Raw genomic sequence first — 14,325 nt, 5'->3', positions numbered from 1 at the left:
GTGTATAAGAGACAGCTCGAGCACCGCGTCAGCAAAGGCCGCGTCCTCACACTGCATTGGCGGCCAGTCCTGGTCGACGGTCCACTCGATGCCCTCGCAGTCCGCGACGCGCTCGAGGGGGGCGCGCTCGCCCGGTACCGTCCGCTCGTCGACGGTAAACGCACACCGGGCAGGGACGACGTTCCACGCGGATCCGCCTTCGATCTCGGTGACGGTGAGACTGCCCACAAGCGTCTCGCCCACGACGTCGACCGACGGGGGCTCGAGGTCGCGAACGTGGTCGATGGCGTCCGTCGCGAGGTAGATAGCGTTCTCGCCGGCGTCAGCCTCGCTGGCGTGGGCCGCGGTTCCGTGTGCGGTGAGCGTACTTCCGCGTCGTCCCTTGTGCGCGACGGCGACGTCAGTAACGTCCGGCCCCGAGTAGTTCGTCGAGCCCTCGCCGACGATGGCGTACTCTGGAACGAATCCCTGCTCGATCGCATGCCGTGCGCCGACGCCGCCGACTTCTTCGCCGACGAAACTCGCGAACACGAGTTCACCGGCAGGGGAAGCACCACGGAACGCAAGCAGGGCGGCCGCAAGCGCGCCTTTCATATCCGCGGTTCCACGACCGTAGAGGCGGCCGTCGCGTTCCTCGACGGTGTACTCGTCGCCAGTCTCGGCGACCTGCGAATCGGCCGGCTCGACGACGTCGTGGTGGCCAACGAGTGCGAGCGTCTCGTCGCCACTGCCTTTCCGCGCGATCACGTTCCCGGCTTCGTCTCGTCGCACGTCGGCGTCGGTCTCCTGGCGTAGCCATGACTCGAGGAACTCACCGGCAGCAGTCTCGTCGCCGTGGCTTGGAATCGAAACGAGTTCGCGCGTCAACTCGACGAGAGTCATGCGGAGACTATCGCTGGCTGTCGTGTTCAGTACACCGGAAACGAGCGGCGGCCGCTGTCTCGCGGGTGAAAGCGGTGAACCCGTTCGCGGTCAGTCCACTTGGTCGTAGACTGGCGGTTCCTGGTCTTGTTCCTCGTCGGTGAGCCGCGCGACCGAGTCGCGTACCTCGCGGAGACTGGCCGTCTGTTCTTGGCTCGCCGCAGCGACCGATTCCGCCGCACTCGCGACCTTGTCGGCCGACTGTGACAGGTCTGCCAGCGTCTCGGCAGTTGCTTCGACACCCCGTGCCTGCTGGTCGGCCGCCGCCGTCACGTCTTCCATGCCCGTCGCCGTCTGCTGTGCCGACTCGTGGATCGACTCGAGCGAGGTGACGGTCTCTCTAACCCGATCGGTGCCAGCATCGACGCGAGCAACCGTCTCCTCGGTCGTCGCGACCGTCGCGCTGGCGTCCTCGCGGACGGCTTCGACGGCACTTTCGATCTCCGCGAGGTCCGATTTCGTCTGCTCGGCGAACGAGCGCACTTCGTTGGCGATGACACCCATCGTGTCGCCGTCACCACCACCCCCACGAGAGGACTCGATCTTCGCGTTCGCTGCCAGCACTGTCGTTCGCTCGGCGAGATCGTCGAGCCGGTCGACGACTTCGTCGATCTCTTGGGTCCGCTCTGCGAGCGAGTCGACGGCGTCTGCGACGCGGTCGGTCGCGTTCTCGATCGCCTCGAGTTCGTCCAAGGCATCGTCGGCCGCTTCGACCCCTTCGGCGGCGAGTTGCTCGGTTCGAGCGCTCTCGTCGCTGACTTCGTCGGCGACGCTCGCGACTTCTTCGACCGCGGCACTCACTTCGTCGAGTTCGCGTGCCGCTCGTGTGACGCCGGTAGCCTGCGACTCGGTGTGCTGACTGATCGCCTCGGCACGCTTCGAGACCACCTCACTCGACTCGTGGAGTTCGGATAGCGGGGCCTGCACGTCGGTTTCGACCTCGTTGGCGAGGCGTTTCCGACGGTCAATCGACTCCTCGAGTCGCTTCGCGTAGGAGTCGACGTAGGTTTCGGTCGCGATCTGCATATCGAGGTTGATGATTCGGAGCAGCGAGAGGATGTCCATCATGCCGTCGTCGATAGCATCCCTGACAGCCGTCTCGAACGACTCCTCGAGCCCGTCGTCGATGTCGTCGTCGCCGCCGCCGAACCCCAGCGCACCGACGACCTTGCCGAGTCCGCCCTCGTCGCTGTCGGCGTCGCGTTCAGCGGCCCACGTTTCGATCGCATCGACGACCTGATCTTGGACCCGCTCGTTCATCCGCGAGAGAAGCAGATTGTAGTAGACGCCGTACTGCCCCACGTAGTGTTTCAGGGGCATATCGAGCAGTTCGTGGAGTTTGCCGATCCGGGTCCGGTTTTCGAAGTACGACAGGTCGTAGTCGCCTGTCGCCAGCGAGACGAGGTAGGCCTTCTGGGTCTCTTTGAGCGCCTCGACGCCTTTCGGCGACCGGTTGATGACCGTGCGCGTCCCCTCGTACTGGAGGATGTTCTCGTAGAAGTCGTCGGCGATCTCCTGGCGGTTGTCCTGCAACAGTGGCTCGAGGTCCGAGAGCCGCTGTTCATCGATTTCATCGAATCCGATGAAGTGCTTTCGCCACTCGACTTCGTCTTCGTCGAGCCCGATCCGATCGACGAGTTCGTCGACGTCAAGAAAACCGTTGAGACCCCCCTTACCAAACGTCTGCTCCGGTTGCATACGAAACTGCTAGTGAGTGGGTCAGTTAAGGTTCCATTGATGTTCCCGCTGAATAAGAAGACATACCATGACAATTGAAACGATGTTCAGACCGATCGCAGGGTAGGGGATCAGGTGTGCAGTGTGTCTCATACGACCGGACAAACGGTTCATCCCTCGATCGCACCTAAAACGCTGTCGCCGACGGCGACAGCCGTCGAGACGCGATCGAGTATTCACTGACTGTTGTCCGGTCGTATCAGTATCTCAATAGCCCCACGTTACGGCCGGCTCGTCGCATCCGCCTCGTACCGCCTGTGAAACCCTTATAGGCGTACGTGAATCAGTTTACGTATGAACGTCGTGCCGGATACGAGCGTGGTCATCGATGGCCGCGTTTCGGCGACAATCGAAGACGGGCAGTTCGAGGGAGCGACGATCTGTGTCCCCGAAGCAGTCGTCGCGGAACTCGAGGCGCAGGCCAACGACGGACTCGATAGCGGCTGGGACGGCTTAGAGGAGCTCCAGCGGCTGGCCGAACTGGCCGACGAGGGCGTCGTCGACCTCGAATACGTCGGTGAGCGGCCAAGCGCCATCGAACGAGGCCACGCCTCTGAAGGCGAAATCGACGCCCTGATCCGCGATCTCGCGGAGGAACTCGATGCGACGTTCGTCACCAGCGACGTCGTTCAGGCGGAGGTCGCGCAGGCGAAAGGACTCGACGTCGAACACGTCTCCCCCGAGGTTCGGCGGGTCGGCACGCTGGCCGTCGAAGAGTACTTCGACGACGAGACGATGAGCGTCCACCTGAAAACGGACGCCGTCCCGCGGGCCAAACGCGGCGAACTCGGCGCGATGCACTACGAGGCGATCGCTGACGAACCACTCGACGAGGCGACGATGGACGAGTACGCCCGCGAGGTCATCGACGGTGCCAAGGAGGCCCACGACGGCTTTATCGAGCTCTCCGAACCCGGAATGAAGATCGTCCAGTTCCGGGATTACCGGATCGCGATCGGCCGCCCGCCGTTTTCCGACGGCATCGAGATCACTGCCGTCCGCCCGATCGCCCAGACGGACATCGACGACTACGAGCACGCCGACGAACTCAAAGAGCGACTGCTCGAGCGCCAGCGCGGCGTCCTGATCTCGGGTGCGCCCGGGGCCGGGAAGTCGACGTTCGCGCAGGCGGTCGCCCGCTACATTTCCGATCACGACTACTCGGTCAAGACGATGGAAAAGCCCCGTGACCTGCAGGTCGGCCCAGACATCACCCAATATACCGAACTGGGTGGCGAGATGGCCAAAACGGCCGACGCGCTGCTGATGGTCCGACCGGACTACACCATCTACGACGAGGTCCGCAAGACCGACGACTTCGAGGTCTTCGCCGACATGCGGCTTGCGGGCGTGGGCATGATCGGCGTCGTCCACGCGACCAGACCGATCGACTCGCTCCAGCGGCTCGTTGGCCGGGTCGAACTCGGGATGATTCCCCAGGTCGCCGACACCGTCGTCTACATCGAAGCCGGGAAAGTCGAGACGGTCTACGACGTCAAGACGACGGTCAAAGTGCCCGCCGGTCTCACCGAGGAGGACCTCGCCCGGCCGGTCATCCAAGTCACGAACTTCCAGACTGGCGAACCCGAATACGAGATCTACACGTTCAACCGCCAGGTCGTCACCGTCCCGCTGAAAGACGAGGAAGGCGGCCCCGGCAGCGAGTCCGGCGTCGACCGCATCGCCAAACAGGAAATCGAACGCGAGATCCGCTCGGTCGCCCGCGGCTACGTCGACGTCCAACTCAAAAGCCAGGACAGAGCCGTCGTGTACGTCGAGGAGGACGATATCTCGAGTGTCATCGGCAAAGGCGGCGGTCGGATCACCGACATCGAAAACCGGCTGGGGATCGACATCGACGTTCGCACCCACGACGAGAATCCCCACTACGGTGCCGGCGGTGGTGGTGGCGGCGGCGCGAGTGCAAACAACGCCGGTGGCGGGTCACAGGCCGGCCAGATGGTCCAACCCGAAATTACCTCCCGGCACATCGTTATCCCCGTCGACGGCAACCACGGTGAAACCGTCGAAGTCCAGGCCGCCGGTGACTACCTCTTTACCGCGACGGTGAGCCGCGGGGGCGAAATTCAGGTGTCGCGTGGGAGTGCGATCGCGGAGGAACTCGAGCGGGCGATCGACCGGAAAGCGCCGATCACGGTCGTTCCGTCGTAGAGGGAGTCAGCGAGCGAACGGCTTTTTGTTTTCTTCGTGAGTGTGCCCAGGCCGTCCTACGGCGACCAGAGCCGCTGTTCTCGATCGAGCAGCGTGACGATGACCACATGCGGGAGCGTCAGGACGGCGATCGTCACCAGATAGAGCGCGAGCACGTCGGGGACGGTTGCGGGCGTTCGCGGGACCGAGAGCCCGATCCCGACGAGGACGAGCAGTCCGCCCGCGGTCAGTGGCGCTGCATCGCGGGCGAAACGACGAGACGCGGCACCGAGTGCCCCGCGTTCGAGCGCTGCGCCGGCGGCGGGGTCGACGAGCATCGCTCTGAGGATATGCCGGAGAGAGTGCCAGAAACAGAAGTAGAGCCCGATCGCGAGAATCGGCGGGACGATCGCGAAGTAGGCGACGAGCCCGATCGTCTCCGCGGTGTCGATGATCCACGGGCCACGATCGCCGCCGCTCGTCCTGGCGAAGCCGAGAACCATCGCGCTCGCGACAAGGGAGCCAAAGCCGATCGCGACGGCCGCCCGAACCGGCTGGGAGAACGCTGGCTCGAGCGCGGCCGCTGCGTCGGGGTCGAACAGTCCGACGAGCGTCTCGGCGACGAAGGCATACTGGGTCGGGAATGCGATCAGCGGAACAAGCATCGGAAGCCCGCCCCGGACGACGAGGGCGAGAAGACGACTGGCTCGCGTCTCGAGATGGTCGGCGCGGACGAGCGCGAGCAGGGCGTAGACATCGCCCTGCCCCCAGTGGACGAGCGTGACGAGGATAAAGAGGACGAACGCGACGGCAGGGGCGAGAAACCAGACGGTAGCGTACGCAGCGCCGACCAGCAGGTAGAGGCCGCCGACAAACCCGAGCGAGCGCGAGGTGACGGGATCGCCTCGAGCCCGCGGTAACACGAGGTGGTCGACGGCCCCGTGAGGAAGTCCGAGGACGACGACGCTGAGCGCCAGCGGAACGTACTGGTATGCAAGCGGCGGCGAGCCCACGAAAATCGTGATCGAGACGACGGCGACGATAAGCACCAGTCCGACGCCGAGGCTCAGGCGAGCCGCCAGTCGACGGGCTGTGGCATCTGTGTGAGAGATAGTACCACTCGAGGTTGTGTCACCGCTCATCGGAGCGTGCGGCGAGTCGGGTCGCCACCCTGGTGAGAGACGGGAGTTCGTGGACGCGCTCGAGTAGCCACACGTACATGACGAGTCCCTGCACGAGGAAGAGATTGGTTACGAGAAAGAACAGCGCCTCCTCGACTGGGAGTCCCAGAGGCGCGAAGCCGATCGTGTGGGCGTCCGAGATGACCCAGATGCCGAGTTCGATCGCGACGCGATCGACGACCCAGAGGTAAATCGTCGGGACGGCGATCGCAGCCACCAGCGGTCGACGGACGGCCCAGAGGTACGTGAGACCGAATCCCCACTGGATGGCGAGGATCGGCCCAGCCCAGAGCAACAGCCATCCGAGATAGTACGTCGAGCTGTTGGCGGTCAACAACAAGCCGACGCCAGCGATCGACAGGCCGCCCCCGACGCCGAGCAGCCGGTGTGTGAGGGGGATCGCCAGCGATCGATCGGCGGTTGCCGGCAGCTGGAACAACCAGAACGCGGTCAGCATCGGCTGAAGGATGAAGAAGGTATACTCCTCGATCGGCGTGTGCCAGATCGTCGCGATAACCGCACCCTCGCCGTACCACCAGACACCCGCAGGGATCAGGTGATTCGTCAACGGCGTCGTGTAGACGACGGCGAGGCCGATCATGATGGCGAGTCCGGAGAGCGGCCGTACGCCCCACCAGGCCCGATCGCGTCGGCGCGCGAGCCAGCCCAGAATCAAAAGTGGCGGGAGGATGAACGTCAGGTGAACGCCGAAGTACGTGAGTGGAACGGTCATGAGCGTGGCAGCGTGTCTCGTCGGTTCTTTGCAGAGAGCGGGCTCCGTGGTCGTGCTAGGGTCGGTACCGACAAAGCCCCAAATCCGAACTGGTTAGGCCAGGTCAGGGCGCGAGACGGCGCGCCGGTGCCGACATGGAACCCGAACCGACCGAGGACCGGGACGATCAGTCGTCCGACACCCTGGACCCGGGGAGGGTAGCACCGTAGTCCGAGCCGCCGGTGATCGACTCCGGTTCGTCGACGATATAGGACAGAGCGAGGAACGTCACGACGTACTTCGTGATGACATCGAGGATGCTGTAGCCCCACGAGGTGATCGCGACGTCTAAGATCGCGATCCCTTCGACCCCGAGCGCCCAGAGGATCGGATAGCCGAACCAGCCGACGACGGTGAGGAGTTTGAGCGTCCGGAACAGGTCCGACGTCCCCGTCCGCTCGGCTTCGGCGGTCCAGTCGACGAGGATGACGTACACGATCACGAGGAAGAAGGTCGACGATAGCACGAACCACCACCAGCGCAGCACCAGCGAGGACGTCGTTAGGGCGGCCGCCAGGCCGGTGACACACATCGCGATCGTAAACGCACAGGTCGTGAGGATCTTCGTCCAGTTCGACCCGGCGATCAGCCCAAGCGCGATCAGAATGAACGGTGTGGAAAAGGTCCACGTGAGGTACCGACCCCACATCACCAGCACGCCGCTCTCGCCGGCCGTCGTCGCACCCGCGGCCGGGTGGCCCGCCGGCATCTCGATGACGCTCAGTGTAAGCCCTGACGTGAGGCCGGTATAACTCGAGATCGAGACGACCGAGATCAGCAACAGCGCGGTCGCGATCGCCTTCGATCGTGGATCGGTAAGCGACCGTCCGAGATAGACGATTCCGAGGATCGTGAGCCCGGCGAGGGCGATGTTGACGACGAACGACAGCGCGAGTAGGGTGTTGCCGCCACCGAAGACGTACTCGAACAGTTCCGCGTCTGTCGGGCCGGTTTGGAGCGCGTGTGCCCCTACGGCGGGCGCGGACGCGATAAGTGACTGCATGCGCACACGTTACTGCACCATCATTACCCATAAACAGGTGTCCGTCCCGATGCGGAACATCATGGGTGCTGAGCGGTCAGCATGCGGTGGGCGACCAGCGCTGCGGTCATATCGAGAGCCGAGCAGTACGTGGCGTCGCACTCGGCTGTTTCGAGCGTTCGTGTCCGACTCGATCACGGGATGTCCATGCTCACTGAACCGTTCGCGCAGGACGACGATCGGTCGAAACGGCGTTGGCTCCGTAATCGGCCGTTACGCCGGCGGTCGTCGGGAAGCGTCCTGCTGGGTCGTCATGCGGCCGCAGCGGACGGCGTGACGGCCCGTTCCAGGACGGAGCGGCTCCGGAGCAGGACCACGCCGAAGCCGACCTTGGCCGAGAGGTCGAGCACCATGAACGCGGCCGTCTCCCAGTACAGCGGAAGGATACCGAGCGTCCCTTCAGTGCCGAGGATCCAGACCACTGGGTAGAGGAGCCACAGCGCGATGACCAGGTTGCGCAGGGTGCCGAACAGCGACGCGACCTCCGAAGACTGGGCGCGCGCGTTCTTCGAGAGTGTCCCGACGAGCACGTACAGGAGCGCGAGCAGGGCACCGGTGCTAATGGCCCACCACGCGATCCGGGTGCCGGGGGTCGCTGCGAACGCCGCGATCGCGCCGGTCCCAATCATGAAGATGTCGAGGCCGATCAGCGTCGCGATCGTGTTGCGGTTTGCCCCCGCCAGTAGCGAGAGGTCAAGCAACAGGAGCGGCGTCGTGAACAGCCAGTCGGCGTAGCGTGCCCAGTAAATCGTGAGCATCTCGTCGCCGACCATCACTTCGGTGACACCGAAGCCTGTCGCCATGGCGAAGTACATCGCTGCGGCGATCGTCGTGATGAAGATCGTGATGATGTAGAACTCCTGCATCTTCGGGTCGCGAACACCGCGCCCCCGACCGATGAAGTACAGGGTTCCGAGGGTCATTCCGATCGTTCCGATCCACAGCCACAGGGATTCTGGACCGACTAGTGCGGTCATGACTAAGGGTACCATCGCACATAATATACCGATTGGGCCTAACGAAGATAACCCTTAGACAGGAGTGTATGTCCAGAATTCTAACGCTGGACACGAAATCGGAGTGTATATTTTGACGGCCTGTGTTCGGCCATCTGGACCGACGGCCGATCACGCCCAAACCGATGACCTCGACTGATCCGAACGACCCGATCGCGGACGCACTCCTTGGCGAGTCGACGTACGAACGAGTTCGAGTGGAGCGATACGCGCTGATCAAGCGGCGGATTCCACAGAAACTCGTCTACCAGAGCGGCCTGCTGCTCGCGCTCGCACTCGTCGTGCCGATCACGGCCACCTACCCGACATCGGTCCAAGCAGCCTTCCCGGGCGGTGAGCCCTTGTGGGCATCGCCGCTCGTCCTCTGGCTCGGCGTGTACGCCGGCAGCATCGAGCTCGGAACCGCAGCGTGTCTCGTCGCGGTCGCAATCGTTCGCCGGAGCCGTGAACCGCAGCTCTCGGAGTCACAGGCGCACATGTTACTGAACGTCGAGGACGTTGCGTCGATGTTCGGGTTGGCGACCGGCGGATTCGCCATCCTGCTCACAGTCGGCTTCTTCTCGCTCGGCCACGCAGGCGCCGAGACGTTCCAGGCGGTCATCGACTCCGCTCCCCGAAACCCGTACGGACAGACCGGCGTCCCGATTCCCGTGATCGCAGTCGGCGCGGCAGCGGCGATCAGTGCCGGTGCCGTCTACGTTGTCAGCCAGTATCTCGCGTCGAAGTGAAAACGCTACCCGGAGCAGCCAGACCTTCTCGAGCATCCACCACGTCGTGAGTCTAGACCAGCCGATACGGAACACCGGAGATTGCCAAACGTCTCGCCAGAACGTATATGGCCTATAGCTGTTTAAGGAGAACACACATATACGCGACGAATGTTTCGTCAAAACAGCCTATGGTTGTGATCACGAAGCTATGACGGGCAACGTAGTTGCGAACGATCGCCGACCCGCTATCGGCGGAGAACAGACCCACACCGGGCCTTTCATCACGAGTACGGTCGAACTGGAAGGCGTTCGACAGTCGATCCGAGCGGCAATCCGTGACGCCGTTGCCGACGCGAACGCCGAGGGCGTCGTCGTCGCGATGAGCGGCGGAATCGACTCGACGCTGACGACGGCGCTTGCGGTCGAGGCTGTCGGCAGCGAGAATGTCCTCGGACTGGGGCTGCCCTGTCACATGACCGACGGCGTCCACGTCAGTGATGCCCGCACGATCGCCGACGGCATGGGGATCGATTTCGAGGAGTTCCAGTTGCGGCCGCTGCTCGAGTGTTTCGCAGAGACAGTCGGACGTGACCTCGAGCCGTCGACCGACGACGAGCGGCCCAACGAGCGCAACCACGAACTCGGGAACGCAACGGCGCGCCTGCGGATGCTGACGGCCTACTACGCGGCGAACCGCCAGTCACGGGTCGTCCTCGGGACGGCGAACCGCTCTGAGCGGCTACTCGGCTACTTCACTAAGTACGGCGACGGTGGGGCCGACGTCCATCCGCTTGGCGACTGCTACAAGACGGAGGTCCGGGCGCTTGCCAAACAGATCGGTCTCCCTCGCCGAATCATCACCAAAGAACCAACGGCGGGGTTCTGGGCGACCCAGACGGACGCCGGCGAACTCGGCGCACGCTACGACGTCATCGATCCCTTACTATATCGGTTCGTCGAGGAGGGCCGCCCGCTCGAGGAGGCCATCGTCGGACTCAGAATCGACCGCGAGACGGCCGCAGAAATCACGTCGCGATACGCCGAAACGGAACACAAACGCACCGTTCCGCCGACACCGGGGATCGCCGGTCGCGACAGGACGGGAGCCCAGTAGGACTGACCACCCGTCGAACGCTCACACGAGAGAACGGCGTTAGCGCTCGAGGTCGACGTCGTAGAGCGTCGGATTGCGCCACCAGAACAGCCCCCATGCCAGAAGGAAACCCGCGGTCATCGCGAGGATGTCCAGCACCGTGCTGGGGAGCCCGATACCGACCAGTGCCACGAGTGCGATCGCTGACCCCAGTATCGCTCCTGTCACGACGAACAGGACGTCCCCGACGATTTTCGCCTGCGACTGCGTCCAGTACGGTTGGCGCTCCTCGTCGTACCAGACGCCAACGTAGATCAAAACCGGTGCCATCGCGGCGATGACCGTAATCGATCGGTACGTCTCCGGAAGCACTGCCGGTACCAACACGAGCAGGTTAAGCAGATTCGAACCCAGCACCGCGAGAAACAGCCCGACCATCAGCCAAGCCCACCGCGGAAGCCGCGCTTTGTCCATATCGGAGACGGTCACCGCTTGGGGATAATCCTGACGTTCCGGCCGTTATTCCGCACAGCAGGCGTCTTTTTTCGGGGATTCCTCGACACCGTTCCCGTCGGCTGCGACCGGCTCTTCGAGCCGATAGAGACTCTGCCGAGCGTCCGCAAAGTAGATATCCTCGTCGACGATTCCGATCCCTTCGAGACGCTCGAGGGCGTATCGTACCGTCCGGGCTGAGAGCATCGATTCCTCGACGATCTGTTTCTGTGTCAAGGGCCCGTCGTACTCGAGGACCTTGAAGACGAGTTTCGCGCTTGGTGGCAAGTCTTCGATCTCCTCCCCGTCGGTCTCTGCCATACTACGAATCGAACGTCCCCAGCAGTATAAAAGTTGAGCCTTACCAAAAATAAGATCGTGATACTGCCCTGTATTTTTCTGTCCGTAAAGTATACCGTCAGTTGCTCAGCAGGCAGTTTTCGGCTCCCAACAGCAACGCGGGCAGTGAAAACGATGGAGGCCATCGTTCAGTAAGAAGTCATTTAAACGGCTCGGAAACCGCTGTGCGGGCGCGTCACCACATCCGTGGCCTGGCATCGATGTCTGACTGTCGTCGCTCTGCGGCCGTGTGATGACAAAACGGAGCGTTACAGCTGGTTCCAGATCTCCTCGTCGTCCTCGAAGCCATCCGGATCGTCAGCATCCGCGAACTCGTCGATCTCCTCGAGTTCGGCGGCGTCGCCAGGAGGCAACTCACCGTCAGCCTCCACGGTGGACGACTGGCTCCGGAGATCCATCTCCGGCCAGGCAGTCTCCTCCCAGAGGCCGCGGTCCGTGTAGTAGTAGATGACGCCGTCACTGAGGACCGCAAACAGGTCCCGTTGCTCGTCGTGGACGACCCGCTCGTTCGTATCGATCGCGACGTCGACGACGTCCTCGAGCGTCTCGAGTGCGACGTGATGATCGCCGATCCACATCGGAATCGACCCCTGTGAGATCCACTCGGCGTAGCGCTGTTCGTGGACCGCTCGGCGGGCGGCGTCGATCTCCGCGGGCGACCGGCGGGTAACGAATACGGCACCGGCGAGTGAGAGCGTCCCGAGCACCGACAGTCCACCGATCAGTGCCGGACTCCGAGACTCGGTCGTCCGCGTACTGCCGCTTTGATAGCTGTGGGTTGCGGAATCCGACAGCGACCCGCCGAGCCAGTAGGCTTCGTCCGTGATCGTCACCGGCGTCGTCGTCGTCATCGACCCCTGATGCCGGCCGGTATCGTACTCGGTGTGAAACGCCATCGTTAATCTGATCGAGCCGACGCCAGTGACCTCGCGCTCGAGTTGCCGTTGTCGCTGGCGAAGGGCTTCGATATCGATCGTTGCGTTCGACGTCGCGACGCCGTTGTCGATCGACGGCGACTCGCGCAACACGGGCCGTGTCTCGTTCCAGAACGGCTCGTCGTTGCGAACCGCTTCGAACCGAAGCACCAGCTCGTGACGGACAGTGCCGTCCTCGATAGGCGTCCCCCCGCTTGCGTTTTGTATCCGCGTCTCGGGATGGATCGTCAACTCCGGCGATTCATTGAGCATATAGACCGGACTATCGGTGAGCCGCTCTCCCTCCGTCCAGAGCGTGCCGTTTTGGGTAACGACAGCGCTCGTCCCGGCGTCAGCCGTGACGCGTTCCTCATCGAACTGCGGTGTCGTCGTCGTCACCGGATTCGCGACGGCCCAGCCGGTCGCAGCGATCGACAGGACGCCAACGACAGCCAGCACGATCGCGATCTCCCGTCCGGATCTGGCAAGCACCAACTCGAGTCGTGGACTGTCGATCATCCGTCGTGTTCACCGTCCCTGTCTCCCCCGATTCGGCCTCGTCGGTCGAACCCGCCCGCTGGCCGACCCGTTCGGGTTCGAACTGGTCGGTCATCGGGACAATACATACGTACCCCGAAGCAATCGATCATCATAAGAATAGTGGCCCGAGCTACTCGCGGTCGCGAAGCCACGCACGAAGCCGCCGCTCGAGCCGGGTCGAGAGCGACACGTGATCGGGCCCGGATCGAAGTCGGATATCGCCGCTGCCAAACAGCAGAACGATGATCGCGACGGTGAGGCCAACGACGACACCGTTGACCGCCGCGATCGCGGCGAACGGATGCACGCCGTGGAGCCAGACCAGCAGCGACGGCGGCAACACGGCAAGATAGCGATACTCACCCAGAGAGCGCGTATACTCGCCGGGTTCTTCAGGTGCGGTCAGTTGCACCGTCGTCTCACTGCTTCCGCGGATGCTGACCGTCTGCCATCCCGGATCTGCCCTAATCCCGTTGCTTTCGGCCTCGTGGACGACGACCACCGGCAGATAGCCAGCGTTATCGACCGACCGGGCGAGTTCCGTCGTCGCACCGGGTTCGACGATCTGTGGATCGTCGGTCGGCGACTCCGTACTAATGAGTTCGTACTCGTAGGTCCCCGACGGGACGACCATCGCCGCAGTCGCAAGCGTGACGAACACGAGCAAGATGAGTCCCAGCACGGTCCAGAACGCCAGCACGTTTTCGCGCGAGCGCCGTCTGGTCGTCTCGCGTCGCGCGGGCCCGAGTCGCTCGAGCAAGGTTCCAAAGCCGAGCAGGGCGACGCCGATCGCGACCAGCATGGAGCCGAGGCCGTTCGACGACGTCGTTGCCATCCCAAAGACCGATGTGACGGCGTTGGCAGCCGCCATCGCTACACCCTGAATGCCCATGACGATGGTTCCGAGATACGGGATCGTCACGACCTCGCCGTTTACCTGCAAGGCTTCGGCGACGATCTGCCCGTCGGTGACAGGCGGTTCACCACCATCCTGATCGGTAAACGGGTTGGCGTCGCCTTTCGTGATGTACCCACCTTCAGTCTCGTCGACCACGCGATGGGTTGTCAGCCCGCCGTCGTGGAGTTCTCTCGCCTGGAAGACGACGACGTCGCCCTCCTGAACGTCACCGGTGACGGCACTCGGGATGGCGATGAACCCGTCGCCGGCGTCCATCGTCGGCTCCATGCTGCCGGTTGCGACGTAGCCGAGTAGGATCGGCTGGCCGAGCAGTTGGCCAACGAGCAACAGGATGACGAACAGCGCAGCGGCATATCCGAGTCCTCGAGAGACGATGGTGGACGCAGTCATCGATCGGTAGCGGTGACGATCATACGTGGCTGACTGTTCAGGATAGCGATTCTTCGTGTCCAGCAGTCTTAAAGCCCGCGCGAGTTA

13 protein-coding genes are annotated in these 14,325 nt (G+C 63.4%); 3 read left to right on the top strand and 10 right to left on the bottom strand.

The annotated features are described in order from the left end of the window. Nucleotides 1-882 (bottom strand): M20 family metallopeptidase (locus C476_RS05530; protein ID WP_008010698.1); only part of this gene is annotated, 882 nt, incomplete at its 3' end. Between the two features lie 90 nt (nt 883-972). Further along, the gene (locus C476_RS05525) at nt 973-2,619 is read right to left on the bottom strand and encodes a globin-coupled sensor protein (protein WP_008010697.1); all 1,647 of its coding nucleotides are present in this window, start codon (nt 2,617-2,619) and stop codon (nt 973-975) included. Nucleotides 2,620-2,952: 333 nt separating this feature from the next. Between C476_RS05525 and C476_RS05520 the strand changes: the two genes are divergently transcribed. After that, on the top strand, nt 2,953-4,830 hold the full coding sequence (locus C476_RS05520; RefSeq protein ID WP_008010696.1) for a PINc/VapC family ATPase: 1,878 nt from the start codon (nt 2,953-2,955) through the stop codon (nt 4,828-4,830). A 56-nt stretch (nt 4,831-4,886) separates the two neighbouring features. Here C476_RS05520 and C476_RS05515 read toward each other — a convergent pair whose 3' ends face one another. The 4 genes from C476_RS05515 to C476_RS05500 form a co-directional block, all read right to left on the bottom strand. Beyond that, a complete protein-coding gene (locus C476_RS05515) occupies nt 4,887-5,951 on the bottom strand; it encodes a Brp/Blh family beta-carotene 15,15'-dioxygenase (protein WP_008010695.1) in 1,065 nt (354 codons plus the stop codon). After that, nucleotides 5,941-6,723 (bottom strand): lycopene cyclase domain-containing protein, encoded by a 783-nt coding sequence (locus C476_RS05510; protein WP_008010694.1) that lies wholly within the window; start codon nt 6,721-6,723, stop codon nt 5,941-5,943. The genes C476_RS05515 and C476_RS05510 overlap by 11 nt, the downstream gene beginning before the upstream one ends. 166 nt (nt 6,724-6,889) lie before the next feature. Next, nucleotides 6,890-7,765 carry a bacteriorhodopsin gene (locus C476_RS05505; protein ID WP_008010693.1) on the bottom strand — a complete coding sequence of 292 codons (876 nt, stop codon included), beginning with the start codon at nt 7,763-7,765 and terminating at the stop codon, nt 6,890-6,892. A gap of 290 nt (nt 7,766-8,055) precedes the next feature. Beyond that, nucleotides 8,056-8,796 (bottom strand): bacteriorhodopsin, encoded by a 741-nt coding sequence (locus C476_RS05500; RefSeq protein WP_394295554.1) that lies wholly within the window; start codon nt 8,794-8,796, stop codon nt 8,056-8,058. 149 nt (nt 8,797-8,945) lie between these two features. Between C476_RS05500 and C476_RS05495 the strand changes: the two genes are divergently transcribed. Both C476_RS05495 and C476_RS05490 read left to right on the top strand, forming a co-directional pair. Then, the gene (locus C476_RS05495) at nt 8,946-9,548 is read left to right on the top strand and encodes a hypothetical protein (protein ID WP_049911615.1); all 603 of its coding nucleotides are present in this window, start codon (nt 8,946-8,948) and stop codon (nt 9,546-9,548) included. A 190-nt stretch (nt 9,549-9,738) separates the two neighbouring features. Beyond that, a complete protein-coding gene (locus C476_RS05490; protein ID WP_008010689.1) occupies nt 9,739-10,644 on the top strand; it encodes an NAD+ synthase in 906 nt (301 codons plus the stop codon). Between the two features lie 39 nt (nt 10,645-10,683). Here the strand turns inward: C476_RS05490 and C476_RS05485 are convergent, their stop codons facing one another. From C476_RS05485 to C476_RS05470, 4 genes are all read right to left on the bottom strand, one after another. Then, nucleotides 10,684-11,097 (bottom strand): hypothetical protein, encoded by a 414-nt coding sequence (locus C476_RS05485; protein WP_049911609.1) that lies wholly within the window; start codon nt 11,095-11,097, stop codon nt 10,684-10,686. Nucleotides 11,098-11,142: 45 nt separating this feature from the next. Beyond that, the gene (locus C476_RS05480) at nt 11,143-11,436 is read right to left on the bottom strand and encodes a MarR family transcriptional regulator (protein WP_008010686.1); all 294 of its coding nucleotides are present in this window, start codon (nt 11,434-11,436) and stop codon (nt 11,143-11,145) included. A 287-nt stretch (nt 11,437-11,723) separates the two neighbouring features. Next, nucleotides 11,724-12,908 carry a DUF5305 domain-containing protein gene (locus C476_RS05475; RefSeq protein WP_008010685.1) on the bottom strand — a complete coding sequence of 395 codons (1,185 nt, stop codon included), beginning with the start codon at nt 12,906-12,908 and terminating at the stop codon, nt 11,724-11,726. 151 nt (nt 12,909-13,059) lie between these two features. Next, nucleotides 13,060-14,238, bottom strand: a complete 1,179-nt coding sequence (locus tag C476_RS05470; protein WP_008010684.1) for a signal peptidase I — start codon at nt 14,236-14,238, stop codon at nt 13,060-13,062. Nucleotides 14,239-14,325 lie beyond the last annotated feature (87 nt).

The sequence above is a fragment of the Natrinema limicola JCM 13563 genome (assembly GCF_000337475.1).
GTDB classification, from domain to species: Archaea; Halobacteriota; Halobacteria; order Halobacteriales; family Natrialbaceae; genus Natrinema; species Natrinema limicola.
Note: the sequence above shows the minus strand (reverse complement) of the source record. Positions and strands in the feature narration are given on the sequence as shown.

Bases quoted from the DNA above. Each gene is read 5' to 3' on its own strand.
- C476_RS05525 (WP_008010697.1), bottom strand. From the start codon at position 2,619: ATGCAACCGGAGCAGACGTTTGGTAAGGGGGGTCTCAACGGTTTTCTT.
- C476_RS05520 (WP_008010696.1), top strand. From the start codon at position 2,953: ATGAACGTCGTGCCGGATACGAGCGTGGTCATCGATGGCCGCGTTTCG.
- C476_RS05515 (WP_008010695.1), bottom strand. From the start codon at position 5,951: ATGAGCGGTGACACAACCTCGAGTGGTACTATCTCTCACACAGATGCC.
- C476_RS05510 (WP_008010694.1), bottom strand. From the start codon at position 6,723: ATGACCGTTCCACTCACGTACTTCGGCGTTCACCTGACGTTCATCCTC.
- C476_RS05505 (WP_008010693.1), bottom strand. From the start codon at position 7,765: ATGCAGTCACTTATCGCGTCCGCGCCCGCCGTAGGGGCACACGCGCTC.
- C476_RS05500 (WP_394295554.1), bottom strand. From the start codon at position 8,796: ATGGTACCCTTAGTCATGACCGCACTAGTCGGTCCAGAATCCCTGTGG.
- C476_RS05495 (WP_049911615.1), top strand. From the start codon at position 8,946: ATGACCTCGACTGATCCGAACGACCCGATCGCGGACGCACTCCTTGGC.
- C476_RS05490 (WP_008010689.1), top strand. From the start codon at position 9,739: ATGACGGGCAACGTAGTTGCGAACGATCGCCGACCCGCTATCGGCGGA.
- C476_RS05485 (WP_049911609.1), bottom strand. From the start codon at position 11,097: ATGGACAAAGCGCGGCTTCCGCGGTGGGCTTGGCTGATGGTCGGGCTG.
- C476_RS05480 (WP_008010686.1), bottom strand. From the start codon at position 11,436: ATGGCAGAGACCGACGGGGAGGAGATCGAAGACTTGCCACCAAGCGCG.
- C476_RS05475 (WP_008010685.1), bottom strand. From the start codon at position 12,908: ATGATCGACAGTCCACGACTCGAGTTGGTGCTTGCCAGATCCGGACGG.
- C476_RS05470 (WP_008010684.1), bottom strand. From the start codon at position 14,238: ATGACTGCGTCCACCATCGTCTCTCGAGGACTCGGATATGCCGCTGCG.